Origin of the sequence: Streptomyces sp. NPDC047880 (assembly GCF_040706515.1) — a bacterium.
In the GTDB taxonomy this organism is placed as follows: domain Bacteria; phylum Actinomycetota; class Actinomycetes; order Streptomycetales; family Streptomycetaceae; genus Streptomyces.
On record NZ_JBEZOK010000001.1, the window covers coordinates 172,258 to 187,418 of the forward strand.

General features: G+C 72.0%; 16 protein-coding genes. 14 read left to right on the forward strand and 2 right to left on the reverse strand.

Annotated features, from left to right (window positions below; translation table 11 throughout):
* Positions 1-52: 52 nt before the first annotated feature.
* On the forward strand, positions 53-580 hold the full coding sequence (locus AB0937_RS00870; protein WP_031106386.1) for a YbjN domain-containing protein: 528 nt from the start codon (positions 53-55) through the stop codon (positions 578-580).
* Between the two features lie 131 nt (positions 581-711).
* Here AB0937_RS00870 and AB0937_RS00875 read toward each other — a convergent pair whose 3' ends face one another.
* Positions 712-1,137 carry an ATP-binding protein gene (locus tag AB0937_RS00875; protein WP_366709323.1) on the reverse strand — a complete coding sequence of 142 codons (426 nt, stop codon included), beginning with the start codon at positions 1,135-1,137 and terminating at the stop codon, positions 712-714.
* A gap of 238 nt (positions 1,138-1,375) precedes the next feature.
* Between AB0937_RS00875 and AB0937_RS00880 the strand changes: the two genes are divergently transcribed.
* The 5 genes from AB0937_RS00880 to AB0937_RS00900 all read left to right on the forward strand — a co-directional run bounded on the left by AB0937_RS00880 (position 1,376) and on the right by AB0937_RS00900 (position 4,854).
* Positions 1,376-1,933 carry a Scr1 family TA system antitoxin-like transcriptional regulator gene (locus AB0937_RS00880; RefSeq protein ID WP_366708813.1) on the forward strand — a complete coding sequence of 186 codons (558 nt, stop codon included), beginning with the start codon at positions 1,376-1,378 and terminating at the stop codon, positions 1,931-1,933.
* Positions 1,893-2,027 carry a DUF397 domain-containing protein gene (locus AB0937_RS00885; RefSeq protein WP_366709324.1) on the forward strand — a complete coding sequence of 45 codons (135 nt, stop codon included), beginning with the start codon at positions 1,893-1,895 and terminating at the stop codon, positions 2,025-2,027. Before AB0937_RS00880 ends, AB0937_RS00885 begins: the two co-directional genes overlap by 41 nt.
* Before the next feature lie 259 nt (positions 2,028-2,286).
* Positions 2,287-3,210 (forward strand): hypothetical protein, encoded by a 924-nt coding sequence (locus tag AB0937_RS00890; RefSeq protein ID WP_366708814.1) that lies wholly within the window; start codon positions 2,287-2,289, stop codon positions 3,208-3,210.
* Positions 3,211-3,537: 327 nt separating this feature from the next.
* Positions 3,538-4,092 carry a Uma2 family endonuclease gene (locus AB0937_RS00895; RefSeq protein ID WP_366708815.1) on the forward strand — a complete coding sequence of 185 codons (555 nt, stop codon included), beginning with the start codon at positions 3,538-3,540 and terminating at the stop codon, positions 4,090-4,092.
* Positions 4,093-4,491: 399 nt separating this feature from the next.
* A complete protein-coding gene (locus tag AB0937_RS00900; protein ID WP_366708816.1) occupies positions 4,492-4,854 on the forward strand; it encodes a hypothetical protein in 363 nt (120 codons plus the stop codon).
* 222 nt (positions 4,855-5,076) lie between these two features.
* On the opposite strand, the gene AB0937_RS00905 is transcribed toward AB0937_RS00900, so the two are convergent.
* Positions 5,077-6,273, reverse strand: coding sequence for a pyridoxal phosphate-dependent aminotransferase (locus AB0937_RS00905; RefSeq protein ID WP_366708817.1), 1,197 nt, complete (start codon positions 6,271-6,273; stop codon positions 5,077-5,079).
* 128 nt (positions 6,274-6,401) lie between these two features.
* On the opposite strand from AB0937_RS00905, the gene AB0937_RS00910 reads away from it, so the two are divergent.
* From AB0937_RS00910 to AB0937_RS00945, 8 genes are all read left to right on the forward strand, one after another.
* A complete protein-coding gene (locus tag AB0937_RS00910; RefSeq protein WP_366708818.1) occupies positions 6,402-6,692 on the forward strand; it encodes a hypothetical protein in 291 nt (96 codons plus the stop codon).
* A gap of 824 nt (positions 6,693-7,516) precedes the next feature.
* Entirely contained in the window at positions 7,517-8,044 is a 528-nt protein-coding gene (locus AB0937_RS00915) for a DUF2617 family protein (RefSeq protein WP_366708819.1), read from the forward strand.
* 140 nt (positions 8,045-8,184) lie between these two features.
* A complete protein-coding gene (locus tag AB0937_RS00920; RefSeq protein WP_366708820.1) occupies positions 8,185-9,840 on the forward strand; it encodes a polyamine aminopropyltransferase in 1,656 nt (551 codons plus the stop codon).
* A 260-nt stretch (positions 9,841-10,100) separates the two neighbouring features.
* Complete coding sequence (locus AB0937_RS00925; protein ID WP_366708821.1) at positions 10,101-11,006, forward strand: SRPBCC domain-containing protein; 906 nt, start codon at positions 10,101-10,103, stop codon at positions 11,004-11,006.
* A gap of 102 nt (positions 11,007-11,108) precedes the next feature.
* Positions 11,109-11,897, forward strand: a complete 789-nt coding sequence (locus tag AB0937_RS00930; protein WP_366708822.1) for an aldose 1-epimerase — start codon at positions 11,109-11,111, stop codon at positions 11,895-11,897.
* A 10-nt stretch (positions 11,898-11,907) separates the two neighbouring features.
* A complete protein-coding gene (gene pyrE / locus AB0937_RS00935; protein ID WP_366708823.1) occupies positions 11,908-12,456 on the forward strand; it encodes an orotate phosphoribosyltransferase in 549 nt (182 codons plus the stop codon).
* Positions 12,457-12,592: 136 nt separating this feature from the next.
* Complete coding sequence (gene fbaA / locus AB0937_RS00940; protein ID WP_366708824.1) at positions 12,593-13,615, forward strand: class II fructose-bisphosphate aldolase; 1,023 nt, start codon at positions 12,593-12,595, stop codon at positions 13,613-13,615.
* Between the two features lie 64 nt (positions 13,616-13,679).
* Complete coding sequence (locus AB0937_RS00945) at positions 13,680-15,146, forward strand: MFS transporter (RefSeq protein WP_366708825.1); 1,467 nt, start codon at positions 13,680-13,682, stop codon at positions 15,144-15,146.
* Positions 15,147-15,161: the final 15 nt, after the last annotated feature.

A 15,161-nucleotide genomic window follows, 5' to 3' on the forward strand; every position in this document is an offset into this window, starting at 1 on the left:
CCCCTCCCCGCATGGGGGAGGATGGCGGAATCCGTACGAAGGGAAATTCACGGTGACCATCGACCCGTCCTCGATTCCGAACTTCGGGGGCCAGCCCGAGCCGCAGCCCGGCGGCCCGGCCGGCCCCGTCGTCCCGGATCAGGACCTCGTGAAGCAGCTCCTCGACCAGATGGAGCTCAAGTACGTCGTCGACGACGAGGGTGACCTCGCGGCGCCGTGGGAGCAGTTCCGCACCTACTTCATGTTCCGTGGAGAGGGAGACCAGCAGGTCTTCTCCGTGCGGACGTTCTACGACCGGCCCCACGAGATCGAGGCCAAGCCGCAGATCCTGGAGTCGATCGACGACTGGAACCGCCGGACCCTGTGGCCGAAGGTCTACAGCCACACCCACGACGACGGCACGGTCCGCCTCATCGGCGAGGCCCAGATGCTGATCGGCATGGGCGTCAGCCTGGAGCACTTCGTCTCCTCGACGGTCAGCTGGGTGCGCGCGGCGATCGAGTTCGACAAGTGGCTCGTCGAGCAGCTCGGTATTGAAGAGGAGATCAACGAAGCGGAGAAGCCCGAGGACGAGGAGTAGACCCTCAGCCGGCCCCGCAGCGGCGCGTCGGCGCGTACGAGCAGGTACGCGCTGTACGCGCCGTACGCCTTTTCGGGTGCCGCCGCCTCCCTCGGACGCCGCTGCCTCCCCTCGCTCGCCGAGGGGGCGGATCAGATCTCAAGACGCAGCTCCGCCCATACCGTCTTGCCCACCGGGCTGCGAGGCGTCGACCCCCAGCGCTCGGCCATGACGTCCACCAGGAGCAGCCCCCGGCCGGACTCGCCATCGGGAGACGACGCGGGCGCGGCCGTAGGGAGCCGCTTCGCGGAGGCGGCGTCCGCGACCTCCACACGCAGCACGCCCGCGGCCCGGTCCAGGGCGAGCAGGAGACCGAACTCCCGGCCGGGGATCCGACCGTGCTGGACGGCGTTCGCCGCGAGTTCGCCGACGACGAGGGCGACCGCGCAGGAGACGTCCGAAGCCGGCGGGTGGCCCCGTTCCCCCATCCACCGGACGGCGTGACGCCGGGCGAGCCGCGCACCGCGCGGGGAGGAGGGGAACTGCAGCGTGAGCGACCGGAGTTCACGCTGCGGCATGTCTCCCGGGGTGGCGGTTTCTGTCAGCACGGCCTGTCCGTCCCTTTCCCTCGGCTCGAAGCGCTCCGTTGCGCACACGAGTCATCACCTTCCGTGCTCAAGAGTCGGTCGATCGTCCTACGCTCGACAGGGGGCGCAGCCTTACTTGTGAGGCCGTGAGGAACGGAAGTGATGCCTTGGCCAACGGAATTGACCCCAGTGCGTCGATGGCCGCGCTGTTCGGTGCGCGGGTGCGCGGGTGCGCAGGCTTCGGGCGGCGGCGGGGCTGACGCAGGCCGAGCTGGGCGACCGGACGCATGTCGTGAGCACGCGGATCACGCAGATCGAGCGCGCGTCCGGAGCGAAGCCGACGCTGGAGCTGGCGCGTGCGCTGGACGCGGCACTCGGTGCGGAGGATCTGCTGGTGGAGCTGTGGCCGTATGTGTACCGGGAGGCGTTTCCGGACTGGTCGCGGAGGTTCATGGAGTACGCGGAGCGGGCGGTGGCGGTCCGGCAGTATGCGGCTCATGTGGTGCCCGGCTTGTTGCAGACGGAGGACTACGCGCGTGCGGTGCTGAGAGTCGGTCGGACGCTCGGCAGCGAAGAGCAGTTGGAAGAACGGGTCACCTTTCGTCTGCCCCCGCTCATGTCTCTGGACATGATCCGATCCGTGAGGGAGGACAACCACCGTGGAGCGAAGGTCCCGTCCCGATCTGAACGGCGCCGCCTGGCGCAAGAGCAGCTACAGCAATCAAGAGGGGGGCGACTGCGTGGAGGTGGCCGACGGGTTCCAAGGGGTCGTCGTCCCGGTCCGTGACAGCAAGGCCCCACAGGGCCCGGCGCTGTGCTTCGAAGCCGCGTCCTGGGCAGCCTTCATAGCCGAGTTGAAGGCCGGGCACCACCGCCCCTGAGGCGGCCTTCGGACTCACCGGGCCCTTGTCCGCGAGGGTCCGGTAGACCACTGACCTCCTGAAAGAACCGGGGAAAGAACTACCCGCCCACCCACCCTCCCCGCGCCGGAAGGCGCGCGTCACCCGTCCGAGTGACCGGCTTGCGGGGGCGGGTAACGGGCCGTTACGTTCGCCGCGACAACCGCAAACAGATACGGCCCCCGGCCGGGACGGCAATCCCGAACGAGGGCCTGACCGATCAGGAAGAGACACCTTCCCGATGGCTGACCCGCAGTCTAACGCGCGCCTGCGCGCCGACGCCGGAGCTCCGACTACCGGCGTGATCCACGTACGCACCCGCCTCACCGCCGACTTCACGGTGATCTCCAACGCCCTCGCCCAGCGGCGGGGCAGCGCGGTCACGGTCGGCGTCGCGGCGTACATCGCCTCGATGCCCGATGGCTCCCCCGTGACCATCACCGCTCTGTGCGAGCACTTCAGCGAGGGCGAGATCCTCATCTCGCGAGCGCTCAGAGAACTCGAATCGGCCGGATACCTGGAACGCCGCCGCGAACGGACGCCCACCGGGCAGGTACGCACCCGCACGTACTTCTACGACGTACCGCGCGGCGAGGGCCCGGACGACCCGCCCGAGCCGCCGAAGCCCCGGCCAAGGAAGCGGCCCACTGTCCTGGAAACCCGACGGGAGACGGCGCCCGCTTCCGCTCCCGGTCCCGCTTCCGCTCCCGCTCCCGCTCCCGCTCCCGCTCCCGGTCCCGAGGAGCCCAGCAGTCCGGCGTCCGCACTAGCCGACGCCGACCCCGACGCGGTCGCCGTACTGACCGCCCTGCGCCGGGTCGACCCCCGCCTGGTCCTGTCCGCGCAGGAGGCCACCCGACTGGCACCGGCCGTAGCCGAGTGGCTGGCGGCCGGTGTCGGGCCGCGGGAGATCACGGAACTGCTGACCGTACGGCTCCCCGACCGTTTCAGGGCCCGCCCGGCAGGCGTCCTGGCCTTCCGCCTCCGGGAAACCCCGCTGCCGTTGCCCTCCCCGGCACCGCTCCCGCCGAGCGTGGAGCGCCCGGCCGTACTGCCCTTCCAGACCTGCGACGGCTGCGAGCGCGCCTTCCGCGCCCCGGAGCCCGGACACTGCCGGACCTGCCGGGACCGACTCGCCGGGGAATGTCTGCGTGTGGCGGGCTGAGCCGGTGGGGCTCATGGATGAGTACTCGAGTGACCCCCGAGACCTGAACCCCGGCGTGCCTAGAGCGCCGCGCTGAGTCGCTTCGCCGCCTCCTCCAGCACCCCCGTCCGCTTGCAGAACGCCAACCTGCTCCGGGGCCCCCGGTGATCCAGCCGGCACCTCGTTGGCCTACCTATTGTTGGCGGCGCGACAGGCCCCCTGCGGATCTCCGGCATCGTCGGTGAGCCGGCCGCACAAGCCGTCCGGACCGGTCTTCCGGCCGTATCGTCGGGCTCGGCGACGCGGCACTGTCCGTCGTATCCTGACCACACACGGAAGGAGCCGTTGATGAGCGTCGACGTGATCGTGCACACCGAGTTCCCCAAGGGGTACACGGTCCTGTTCGGGGCCGACGGAAAGGTGATCATGACCCCGCAGAGCGTCGAGCACTCCAGCACGATCAAGTCGATGCAGTTCGACACCATCGTGTCCCTCGGGCGCCATGCGAAGACCGTCTCCGACGTCTACATCGACTTCCCCGCCGACGAGCACTCCGCTCCCGATCTGGCGATCCTGCGCGAGGACGCCCGCCGGGAGGGCAGGCGCTACAGCTTCGAGGACGTCCTGCTGATCTCCGAGGTCGTCTCGACCTCCTCCGCACGCAAGGACTACGACGACTGCACCGCGAAGTACGGCCGCTACGGCATCCCGATCTACCTGGTCGTGGACCCCTACGCCCAGGAAGTCGTCCTTCACACCCAGCCGACCGCCACCGGTTACATCGCCGCACACACCCACAAGTACGGCACGGGCAAGCTCCCCATCCCCCTGGCCGACGGCCGCACCTTCACCCTCGACCTCGACGAACTCCCGCGCCCGGAGCCCGAGGCGGACGCCCGCTGACGAGGCACTCCCCGCCAGCCAAGACCGTGCCGTCGGCACCGCCGTCGCCGGACCTGGTCGTTCCTGGGCGGGGCAGAGGGCTGGGATGGCCCGGCCTTTCGTCGAGCGGGATCGGCCACGGAGTGTGCCGTTCTGTGTCGTGAGTCCGTAGGGCGAAGTCCGCTTCGGCGCACGGAAGTTCAAGGCCTCGTTCTGCTGCGGGTGACAACCAGCACGTACTGCCTTTGAGATAGTCGGCCGCTCACGGAGCTTCCCGGGGAGGAACGCGGCGATGCCCCGGGCACACTGCGCACGCTCCTGCGCTATCTGCACGCCGCGCAGTTGGCGGACCCGCGCGGCCCCTCACTCCAGGATTCCCTTGCGGCGGTCGACAGTGTTGCGGACCAGCATCTGGCGGCGATGACGGACCGCACTGGCTGGGGTTTGGCGAAGTTCTGGGCGATGACGGCCGCGGAGCAGGGCGTGGACGTCCACGACCGGGCGGCGTTTCAGCGCTTCGCGGACCGGGCGCAGCGTGGGGAGGAGGTCGGGGACGCCGCCCTTGCCGACCGGCTGCGGATCGCCATCGGTGGGCGGGGCGCCTTCCGGCGCTTCAAGGACGTCCTCGCTGGTGACGAGCGCTCCTGGAGCCGGTACCACCGGTTCCGCGATGAGCGACAGCGCGGCCGGGCCCGCGCCTGGCTGGCCGAGGAGGGCTACTGCCCGCACATCACCTTCTTCGTGGAGCCCAGCTCGGGTTCGTGTCCTTCAGGGCCGGTATGACTCTTTGCTGCCTCTGTCCCGCATGATCCGGGGTCGCTGTCACTGGCCTGGCGGCGCCGGTTGATCGCTGATGGAAGCGTGTCCGCCGACAGGCGGGCTGCGTGATATGGCTGCCGATCACCGGTGTCCCGGTCGACCAGGCGGCAGTCGAGTGCGGGTGCGCGGCGGATCGGAGCAGCCAGGCCGTGTGGCCGGTACATATGCTGGTACGTCTGTGGCTGTTCAGGCGGCCAGTGTCTTGAGCCGGGCGGCCGCCTCCTCCAGCACCTCCGTCCGCTTGCAGAAGGCGAACCGCACGAAGGGCGCGCCCTGCTCGCGGTGGTCGTAGAACACGGCGTTCGGGATGGCGACCACGCCCGCGCGCTCCGGCAGCGCGCGGCAGAAGGCGAAACCGTCGCTCTCGCCGAGGGGCCGGATGTCGGTGGTGATGAAGTACGTGCCGGCCGGGGGGAAGACCTTGAAGCCCGCCCGCTCAAGGCCGCCCGCGAGTAGATCCCGCTTGGCCAGCATGTCCGCGCGGAAGTCCGCGAAGTATGAGTCGGGCAGGCGCAGGGCCTCGGCCACGGCGTACTGGAAGGGCCCGGACGCGACGTACGTCAGGTACTGCTTCGCCGAACGCACCGCCGTGACCAGCTCCGGGGCCCCCGTGATCCAGCCGACCTTCCAGCCGGTGAACGAGAACGTCTTGCCGCTGCTGGAGATGGTGACCGTACGCTCGCGCATCCCCGGGAACGTCGCCAGCGGCACGTGCTCGGCGTCGTCGAAGACCAGGTGCTCGTACACCTCGTCCGTCACCACCAGCAGGTCCCGCTCCACCGCCAGCTCGGCGATCGCGGCCAGCTCCTCGCGGGTGAGGACCGTCCCGGTCGGGTTGTGCGGGGTGTTGATCAGCAGCAGCCGGGTCCGGTCGGTGACGGCGTCGCGCAGCTCGTCGAGGTCGAGACGGAAACGGCCCTCCTCGACGTCCGCGCGCAGCGTGACCGGCACCCGGCGGCCGCCCGCCATCGCGATGCACGCGGCGTAGGAGTCGTAGTACGGCTCGAAGGCGATCACCTCGTCGCCGGGCTCCACCAGGGCCAGCAGGGCGGCGGCGATGGCCTCCGTGGCTCCCGCGGTGACCAGGACCTCCGTGTCGGGGTCGTAGGCCAGGCCGTAGCGGCGCTGCTGGTGGGCGGTGACGGCGGTGCGCAGCTCGGGCACGCCGGGGCCCGGCGGGTACTGGTTGCCGCGGCCGTCCCGCAGGGCCCGTACGGCGGCCTCCCGGATCTCCTCGGGGCCGTCGGTGTCGGGGAAGCCCTGCCCGAGGTTGATGGCGCCGGTGCTCAGGGCCAGGGCGGACATCTCGGCGAAGATCGTCGTCCCGAACTCGGCGAGCCGACGGTTCAGGAGGGGGCGCGCGCTGGAGGTCATGCCGGCCATCCTCCGCCGAAGCTCTGGAGTTCCTCAACTCTGTGTTGGGCCGGGAGCGGGGAGGGCATCACCGCTTCACGCAAGAGCGAGGCGCCCACGGGGGGCCGCTTCGGGGGACATGGAAGGAGGGTGACGCCATGATCGTCGGCATCATCCTGGCGGTGGTCGGAGTCGTCCTGATCGGGGCGCTGGTTTCCAAGGCCCGCAGGGGCGGTTCCCGGCGGACCACGCGTCGCGGGGCGTGGGCGTCCACCGGTTCGAGCGGCAGCAGCAGCCACAACAGCTGGTGGGCGGGCGGGGGAGACTCCGGCTCGTCCGACGGGGGCGGCGGACACCACGGGGGTCACTCCTGCGGTGGCAGCTCGTCCTGCGGAGGCGGGTCGTCCTGCGGGGGCGGCGGCGGTGGCTGCGGCGGCGGGGGCAGCTGACTGACGTCGGTGTCCTCGCGCGGGGCAGCCGCATCCACACATGCGGCCTCCCCACGACGGCGGCAGCGGCGTCCACCGAACGCGGCGTCCGCGCGACGGGGAGCCGCAATCACCGAACGCGGGGTCCGCACCTGGGCGGGCCCCGCGTCGTCGTGTCGTGCGGCATGCGATCTGGGCGGGCCCGCGTCCTCGTGCGGCATGCGCCTGTGGGAGGCCTGCGATGTTGTGCCCGGTGCCCGGTGCCCGGTGCCCGGTGCCCGGTGCCCGGTGCCCGGTGCCCGGTGCCCGGTGCCCGGTGCCCGGAGCCCGGAGCCCGGAGCCCGGGGTCTCGAGCCCGGGGCCTGGAGCCCGGGGCCTGAGGCCTGGGGCCCGGACGGGCGATGCTTCGAATGTCCGTCGGGTGTCTTCGCGCGGCCGGCGGTGACGTCCCATGTCTGTAGGACAACTCCCGTCGATCAGGAGACCGCTTCCGCAACAGCGCGGGCCGGGCGGTCGTTTGCGGGTTTCGCCGGAAACGCGGCCGCCCCTCCGCCCCGGTTGTGAGTGCGCGGCACGGCGCATCGGCGCACGCCTCCCCGGCAGCGGCGCACGCCGTGGTTGAACAGTTGAGCTGTGGAGCCCTCTGATGGATGGAAACCCAGCGTGCTTGGGTAAAAACGCTATGGCGGTGCCACCGTTCATGATTCCCTCTAAGTCACCGACGCAGCCCCGCGGACACCTCTCCCGAACCGGCCGACCGGGCTGACCCCGGGCCGACATCCCCCGGTGCCACCGGGGCGCAGCGGACCCCTCTCACTCTCCATGTGTGCTTGCGGAGCCGATCCATGCTCACGACCCTGAACACCTCCTACACCGACACCCGTGCAACCGATCTCGCGTGGGCCCTGGGGCGCGAGCCGCTTCCCGCACTGGCCGTGCTCGACCTCGAACTGGCGGGCACCAAACTGCAGTTGCGGCTCCTCGGCGCGTCCCACCAGGTCCTCTTGGAGGAGGAGCGGGGCATCTGCTCGGAGACGGTGGCGTGCATCGCGGGCAGCAGCACTCCGCTTCCGCTCGGCGTCGCCAAGCGGGTGGACGACTGGGAGTACGAGTTCGCGGCCCGCGTCGAGGTCCTCTCGCCCGGCTCCTTCGCGGGCCGCGCCCAGGAGTTGCTGGCCCTTGTCTCCGACCATCCGCACGGCCTCGTCGGCGTCTTCCCCGGCAGCCCGTACGCCTTCACGGCCCTGCTCGCCCAGTACCACGAGGGCCAGGTGCACTGGCGGACGTGGCACGCCTACCCGCAGGACGGGCAGTTGGTGGCGACCCGCACGAGGGTGGGCGTGCGCGTGCCGACGGCGGTCCTCGCCAACTGACGCCCGGGGAAAGGCCGTCGGTCCCGCCCCTCGGAGCCGCACGGGCCGAACCTCATCCCGTACCGATGTCCGTCCCCGGTAAACCAGCACCACACGTGTGGGTGACGAATCGCAGTCGAGACGTGACGTAACGTCGCAGCGTGATCGAGCCGCACGCGCCCGCCCCGCCAGGTTGCCCGCCGCTCTGGAGCGCCCCGGGCGGCCCGGCCGGCCCGGCGCGACTGCCCGTACGGCCCGGCACCGGGCGGTTCCTGGTCCTCGCGTGCGTGTTCGTCTGCGCGGCCTGCGGACTCGTGTACGAGCTGGAACTCGTCGCGCTCGCCTCGTACTTGATGGGTGACTCCGTCACCCAGGCGTCCGTCGTGCTGTCCGTCATGGTCTTCGCGATGGGCATCGGCTCCCTCGCGGCGAAGCGGCTGCGCCCGCTCGCCGCGGCCGGCTTCGGTGCTGTCGAGGCCATCCTCGCGCTCGTCGGCGGATGCAGTGCGATGGCCCTGTACGCGGTGTTCGCCTGGACCGGCGACTGGGGCGGGATGTGGGCCAACGGGCCGCGTTGCCTGCTGGTCGCCTTCTCCCTGGCCACGGGGCTGCTCATCGGCGCCGAAGTGCCGCTGCTGATGGAGCTGATCCAGCGCATCCGCCGCCAGGATGCGGGCGGCGCGGTGGCCGACCTGTCCGCCGCCGACTACGTCGGTGCCCTCGTCGGCGGCCTCGCCTTTCCCTTCCTCCTGCTGCCGTTCCTGGGGCAGTTGACCGGCGCGCTGCTCACCGGCGCGGTCAACGCGGTCGTCGGCGGTGCGCTGGTGCTCGGGCTCTTCCGCCGGGACCTGACCCGGCGGGCCCGGTGGCTGCTGCTGGTCGGCAACGTCCTCGTGCTCGCCGTCCTCGCCTCGGCCGCCGTCCTCGTCGACGACTTCGAACGGGCCGCGCGGCAGGCGGTGTACGGCGACGACGTCCGCGTGGCGCTCCGGACCGGAGTGCAGGAGGTCGTCCTCACCGGCGGCACGCACGGGCGGCCCCTCGACCTGTTCCTCGACGGCCGGCTGCGGGTCAGCGGACGCGACGAGCCGCGCTACCACGAGGCCCTCGTCCACCCCGCGATGAACGGGCCGCACGCGCGCGTGCTGATCCTCGGCGGCGGCAACGGCCTGGCCGTCCGCGAGGTGCTGCGCCACCGCGGAGTGGACCGGATCGACGTCGTCGAACTCGACCCGGAGGTGATCCGCCTGGCCCGCACCGACCCGGCCCTGTCCGCGCTCAACCGGCACGCCTTCGGTGACCCGCGCGTGCACGTGACGACCGACGACGCCTTCGGCTGGCTGCGCGGAGCGGACCCGGCGGCGTACGACGTGGTCGTCTCGGACCTGCCGGACCCCGGGATCACGGCGAGCACGAAGCTGTACTCGCAGGAGTTCTACGGCCTCGCGCGGCGTGTGCTGGCCCCCGGCGGCCGGCTCGTGGTGCACGCCGGGCCGGTCGCGTCCGGCCCCCGGGTGTACTGGACGGTCGAGGCGACCCTGCGCGCGGCCGGTCTGCGCACCGCCCCGTACGGCACCGGCGGCCGCCGTCCCGGATTCACCGCCGGGCCCGACCGCACCCCCGCCGACCGCTCCCGTGCACCCCGCGACTGGGGTTTCGTGCTGGCCGCGCGCAGCGAACCGCGGCTGCGGCTCGACCCGGACGGCCCACGGCCCCGGGCCCTCACGCAGGCGTCCCTGGCCGCGGGGGAACGGGCGGCGCGCGGCACGCGGATCGAGGGACTGCCGGCGTCGACGCTGGTGCATCCGCGCTACTGACGGGGGGCCGCGCTACTGACGGGTGTGTCCGCGCGATAGGCCTGTGGATCCGCGCGACTGGCCTGTGGATCCGCGCGATCGATCCGTGGATTTGTGCCGCTGACGGGCGTTCCCGCGCCCCTGACGGGTGCACCCGCGCCCACCAGGGGGCGGCGGACCCCGTCCGCGGGTCGCGGAGGATACGCCTGCTGGGGGTGGATCGGGGGCGAATCCCTCGGGCGAGGGTGCGTTTCGGGCTGTGCTGGGTAGAGTCCGTCGACATGGAGCACGAGGTGTTCGTTCCGGTTCCGGCCGAGCGGCTGAGGGAGGTGCTGGACGACCCCGCGCGGGTCGCCCGGGCCGTTCCGGGGCTCCAGCAGGACGCCGGCGCCGAGCCCGTCACCGGGCGGCTGAAGATCCGGGTCGGCAGTCACTCCATCACCTACCGGGGTGCCGTACGGGTGTCCCGGCGCGATGAGGCGTACGCCGTCGAGGGCGAGGCCGAGGAGTCGCGCGGCAGCGGCTCGGTCAAGATCGCCCTGCGGATCGCCCTGCGCGAGGCGGAGGACGGCTGCACCGTCGTGTACGAAGGCACGGCCACGGCGGACGGACGGATCAAGGAGCTCCCGCCGGACGCGGTGGAGGGCGCGGTCACCCGGCTGCTGAACCGTTTCGCGGAGCACCTGGCCACGGCGGCGCAGACCACCACCCCCCTCGCCACACAGGACTTCGAACCGCGCGCGACGACCGACCACGAGACGACGCCCGACGCGGACGACGAGGCACCACCACCGCCGGCCGCCGACGGCAAGACGGGTGCGACCGACGGCAAGACGGGTGCGTCCGACGAGAAGGCCACCTCCGACCCCGGTCTCACCGAGGAGCCCCCGGCCCCCGAGCGGCCCTCCGCCTTCGGCGCCGACGTCCCGCTCTCCCCTCCAGGACCCGCGGACGACGAGAGTGACGAGAACGACGAGGAGATCGCCGAGGCGGCGCACGCGCGCCGCACCATGATCGGACGCAGCGCCGAGGAGGTGGACCACGCCCCTCCGCGCGGCCGGTACGCCCCCGTGCCCGCGCCGCAGACCGTGACGGCCCCGGCCCCGCTGCGCTGGGCGGCCCCCGCGGCGGCCCTGGCCCTGGCGTCGGCCATCGTGGCGGTCCGGGCCCTGCGCAGACGCCGCTGAACCGCGTGGCGGCCGGGCGGCAACGCCCCTGCCCCGGGCCCATCCGGCCGCAGCGACCCGTCACCGGTGAGGCCCTCTTGATCGCCGCAGTAGGGTCGTCCCGTGAGTGACCGAGACATCACGCTGACCGCGGGTGACGCGGAGGTGACCGTGCAGCCGGGCAACGGCGGCCGGGTCGGAGGACTGCGGATCGGCGGCGTCGAACTGCTGCGCCAGGGCGAGCGCTTCGGCTGCTTCCCGATGGTGCCCTGGTGCGGCCGGATCCGGGACGGGCGGTTCCTGGACGGCGCCGAGGTGCGGCAGATGCCCCTCAACGCCCCGCCGCACGCCATCCACGGCACCGTCCGCGACCACGCCTGGCGCACCGCCCGCACGAGCACGGACGAGGCCGTCCTCACGTACGAGCTGGTCGACCCCTGGCCCTACCCGGGCCTCGTCACCCAGATCGTCGCCCTCACCGAGGACGCGGTGACGCTGACCATGTCCGTCGAGACGTACGAGTCGTCCTTCCCGGCCCAGATCGGCTGGCACCCCTGGTTCAACCGGAACCTCGGCGGCGAGGACGTCACCCTCGACTTCGCCCCGGCCTGGCAGGAGGAGCGCGGCGCGGACCACCTGCCCACCGGCAACCGCCTCGACCCCAAGCCCGGCCCCTGGGACGACTGCTTCGGCATGCCCGGCGGCGTCGAGGCGACCCTGACCTGGCCCGGGCAGCTGGAGCTGAAGGTGACCAGCCGCGAGGAGTGGGTCGTCGTCTACGACGAGCAGCGGGAGGCCGTGTGCGTGGAGCCGCAGACCGGCCCGCCCAACGGCCTCAACACCCTGCCGCGCCTGGTCACGCCCCTGGAGCCGCTGGAGGCCACCACGACCTGGAGCTGGCGCCGCCTCTAAGCTGGGCGCCATGACGGACACACGCGGCGCGCTGCTGCAGCAGATCAAGGACAAGGCCGTGGTGCACGGCAAGGTGACCCTGTCGTCGGGTCTCGAGGCCGATTACTACGTCGATCTCCGGCGCATCACGCTCGACGGCGAGGCAGCCCCGCTGGTCGGCCAGGTGCTGCTCGACCTGACCGGGGAACTGGAGTTCGACGCGGTCGGGGGCCTGACCATGGGCGCCGACCCGGTCGCCGCCGCCATGCTGCACGCGGCCGCCGCGCGCGGCAGGCGCCTGGACGCCTTCGTCGTGCGCAAGGCCGCGAAGGCCCACGGCCTGCAGCGGCGCGTCGAGGGCCCGGACATCGCGGGCCGCCGCGTGCTGGTCGTCGAGGACACCTCCACCACCGGCGGCTCCCCGCTCACCGCCGTCGAGGCCGTGCGCGAGGCCGGGGCCGAGGTCGTCGCCGTCGCGACCATCGTCGACCGGGCGACCGGCGCCGCCGAGAAGATCCAGGAGGGCGCCGGGGTGCCGTATCTCTTCGCCTTCTCGAAGGACGAGCTGGGCCTCGACTGACCAGGGCGTGGACGGTGGCCTGGACCTTCCGGCCAAGTCTGGAAAGATGGGGCCGACGATGACGTCGCACCCCAAGGTCTAGGTCAGGGCCGTAGACAAAGCAGTACGTCAACCCGCAGATACAAGGAGCGGACGCATGCCCATCGCAACTCCCGAGGTCTACAACGAGATGCTGGACCGGGCGAAGGCAGGAAAGTTCGCCTACCCGGCCATCAACGTGACCTCCACCCAGACCCTGCACGCGGCCCTGCGCGGTTTCGCTGAGGCGGAGAGCGACGGCATCGTCCAGATCTCCACGGGTGGCGCCGAGTTCCTGGGCGGTCAGTACAGCAAGGACATGGTCACCGGCGCGGTCGCCCTGGCCGAGTTCGCGCACATCGTCGCCGAGAAGTACCCGGTGAACATCGCGCTGCACACCGACCACTGCCCCAAGGACAAGCTCGACGGGTACGTACGCCCGCTGCTGGCGCTCTCCCAGAAGCGTGTCGAGGCCGGTCTGAACCCGCTGTTCCAGTCGCACATGTGGGACGGCTCGGCCGAGACCCTCGCCGACAACCTCTCCATCGCGCAGGAGCTGCTGGAGCAGGCCCGTGCCGCGAAGATCATCCTCGAGGTGGAGATCACGCCGACCGGTGGCGAGGAGGACGGCGTCTCCCACGAGATCAACGACTCCCTCTACACCACGGTCGACGACGCGATCCGCACCGCCGAGGCCCTCGGCCTGGGCGAGAAGGGCCGCTACCTGCTCGCCGCGTCCTTCGGCAACGTGCACGGTGTGTACAAGCCGGGCAACGTCGTCCTGCGTCCCGAGCTGCTGAAGGAGCTGAACGAGGGCGTCGCCGCCAAGTTCGGCAAGGGCTCCCCGTTCGACTTCGTCTTCCACGGCGGCTCCGGCTCCACCGAGCAGGAGATCCGCACCGCGCTGGAGAACGGCGTCGTGAAGATGAACATCGACACGGACACCCAGTACGCCTTCACGCGCCCGGTCGCGGACCACATGTTCCGCAACTACGACGGCGTCCTGAAGGTCGACGGCGAGGTCGGCAACAAGAAGACCTACGACCCGCGCACCTGGGGCAAGCTGGCCGAGGCCTCCATGGCCGCGCGTGTCGTCGAGGCCTGCGGCAACCTGCGCTCCACGGGCACGAAGATCAAGTAAGTCCCGCCGCTCGCGTCGAGCCCGGCACCTCCTCGGGTGCCGGGCTCTTCCGTATGCTCCCTGCATGCCCGATGTCCGGTTGGCCTCACCGCAGGGCAAGTGGGTCCTGCTCACCACCGTCCTCGGGTCCAGCATGGCGATGCTGGACTCGACCGTCGTCAACGTGGCCCTGCCGCGCATCGGCCGCGATCTCGACGCGAACCTGTCAGCCCTGCAGTGGACGGTCAACGCCTACATGGTCACGCTGGCCGGGCTGATCCTGCTGGGCGGGGCGCTGGGGGACCGGTTCGGGCGGCGGAAGGTGTTCGTCGTCGGCGTGGCGTGGTTCGCGGTGGCGTCGCTGCTGTGCGGGATCGCGCCGAACGCTGGCGTGCTGATCGCCGCGCGTGCCCTCCAAGGGGTGGGCGGGGCGCTGCTCACGCCCGGGTCGCTGGCGCTGATCCAGGCGTCCTTCCACCCCGACGACCGGGGGCGGGCGGTGGGCCTGTGGTCCGGCTTCGGCGGGATCGGGGCGGCGGTCGGGCCGTTCGTCGGCGGCTGGCTGGTGGACGGGCCGGGCTGGCGGTGGGTGTTCCTGCTGAACGTGCCGCTGGCGCTGGTGTGCGTGCCGGTGGCGCTGCGGCACGTCCCCGAGTCGGGGGACGGTTCGGCCCACGGGCGGTTCGACGTGCTCGGGGCGGTGCTGGGGGCGCTGGCCCTCGCGCTGGTGACGTACGCGCTGATCGAGGCCGGTGGGGGCGGCGCGGTGGTGGTTTTCTCGGCGGTGGCCGGGCTGGCCGCTGCCGTCGCGTTCGTGGCGGTCGAGCGGCGCCGGCCCGATCCGATGATGCCGCTGGACATCTTCGCGTCCCGGCAGTTCACGGCCGTCAACCTCGTCACGCTGTGCGTGTACGCGGCCCTCGGCGGGTTCTTCTTCCTCGCCGCGCTCCAGCTCCAGGTGGTCGTCGGCTACTCGGCGCTCGCCGCCGGTACGGCCCTGCTGCCGACGACCGTGCTGATGCTGCTGCTGTCGGCGCGCTCCGGGGAGCTGGCCGACCGCATCGGGCCACGGATCCCGCTGACGGTGGGGCCGCTGCTGTGCGCGGCCGGGATGCTGCTGATGCTGCGGGTCGGGCCGGGCGCGTCCTACCTCGCCGATGTGCTGCCGGCGCTGGTGGTGCTCGGGCTGGGCCTGGTCACGCTGGTGGCGCCACTGACGGCGACGGTGCTGGGCTCGGTGAGCGTGGTGCGGGCCGGGCTGGCGAGCGGCATCAACAACGCGGCGGCCCGGGCGGCGGGCCTGATCGCGGTGGCGGCGCTGCCGCTGCTGGTGGGCATGGGGGAGGAGGCGTACCGGGAGCCGGCCGCCTTCGACACGGCCTTCGGGAAGGCGATGGGGTGGTGTGCGGGGTCGCTGGTGGTGGGGGCGGTGATCGCGGCCGCGGTGGTGCGCAGGCCACCGCCGGACTGCAAGCGGCCGGAATGCCTGCGGCACGGGGGTGTCACGGCACCGCCGCTGGAGGGGGAGCCGGTGCGGAAGCGGCTGGGGTAGCGGGCCCCTCGCGAT

Coding starts and splice junctions, on each gene's coding strand:
- pyrE (WP_366708823.1), top strand. CDS start 11,908: ATGACGGACACACGCGGCGCGCTGCTGCAGCAGATCAAGGACAAGGCC.
- AB0937_RS00890 (WP_366708814.1), top strand. CDS start 2,287: ATGGCTGACCCGCAGTCTAACGCGCGCCTGCGCGCCGACGCCGGAGCT.
- AB0937_RS00910 (WP_366708818.1), top strand. CDS start 6,402: ATGATCGTCGGCATCATCCTGGCGGTGGTCGGAGTCGTCCTGATCGGG.
- AB0937_RS00905 (WP_366708817.1), bottom strand. CDS start 6,273: ATGGCCGGCATGACCTCCAGCGCGCGCCCCCTCCTGAACCGTCGGCTC.
- AB0937_RS00900 (WP_366708816.1), top strand. CDS start 4,492: ATGACGGACCGCACTGGCTGGGGTTTGGCGAAGTTCTGGGCGATGACG.
- AB0937_RS00945 (WP_366708825.1), top strand. CDS start 13,680: ATGCCCGATGTCCGGTTGGCCTCACCGCAGGGCAAGTGGGTCCTGCTC.
- AB0937_RS00875 (WP_366709323.1), bottom strand. CDS start 1,137: ATGCCGCAGCGTGAACTCCGGTCGCTCACGCTGCAGTTCCCCTCCTCC.
- AB0937_RS00915 (WP_366708819.1), top strand. CDS start 7,517: ATGCTCACGACCCTGAACACCTCCTACACCGACACCCGTGCAACCGAT.
- fbaA (WP_366708824.1), top strand. CDS start 12,593: ATGCCCATCGCAACTCCCGAGGTCTACAACGAGATGCTGGACCGGGCG.
- AB0937_RS00895 (WP_366708815.1), top strand. CDS start 3,538: ATGAGCGTCGACGTGATCGTGCACACCGAGTTCCCCAAGGGGTACACG.
- AB0937_RS00925 (WP_366708821.1), top strand. CDS start 10,101: ATGGAGCACGAGGTGTTCGTTCCGGTTCCGGCCGAGCGGCTGAGGGAG.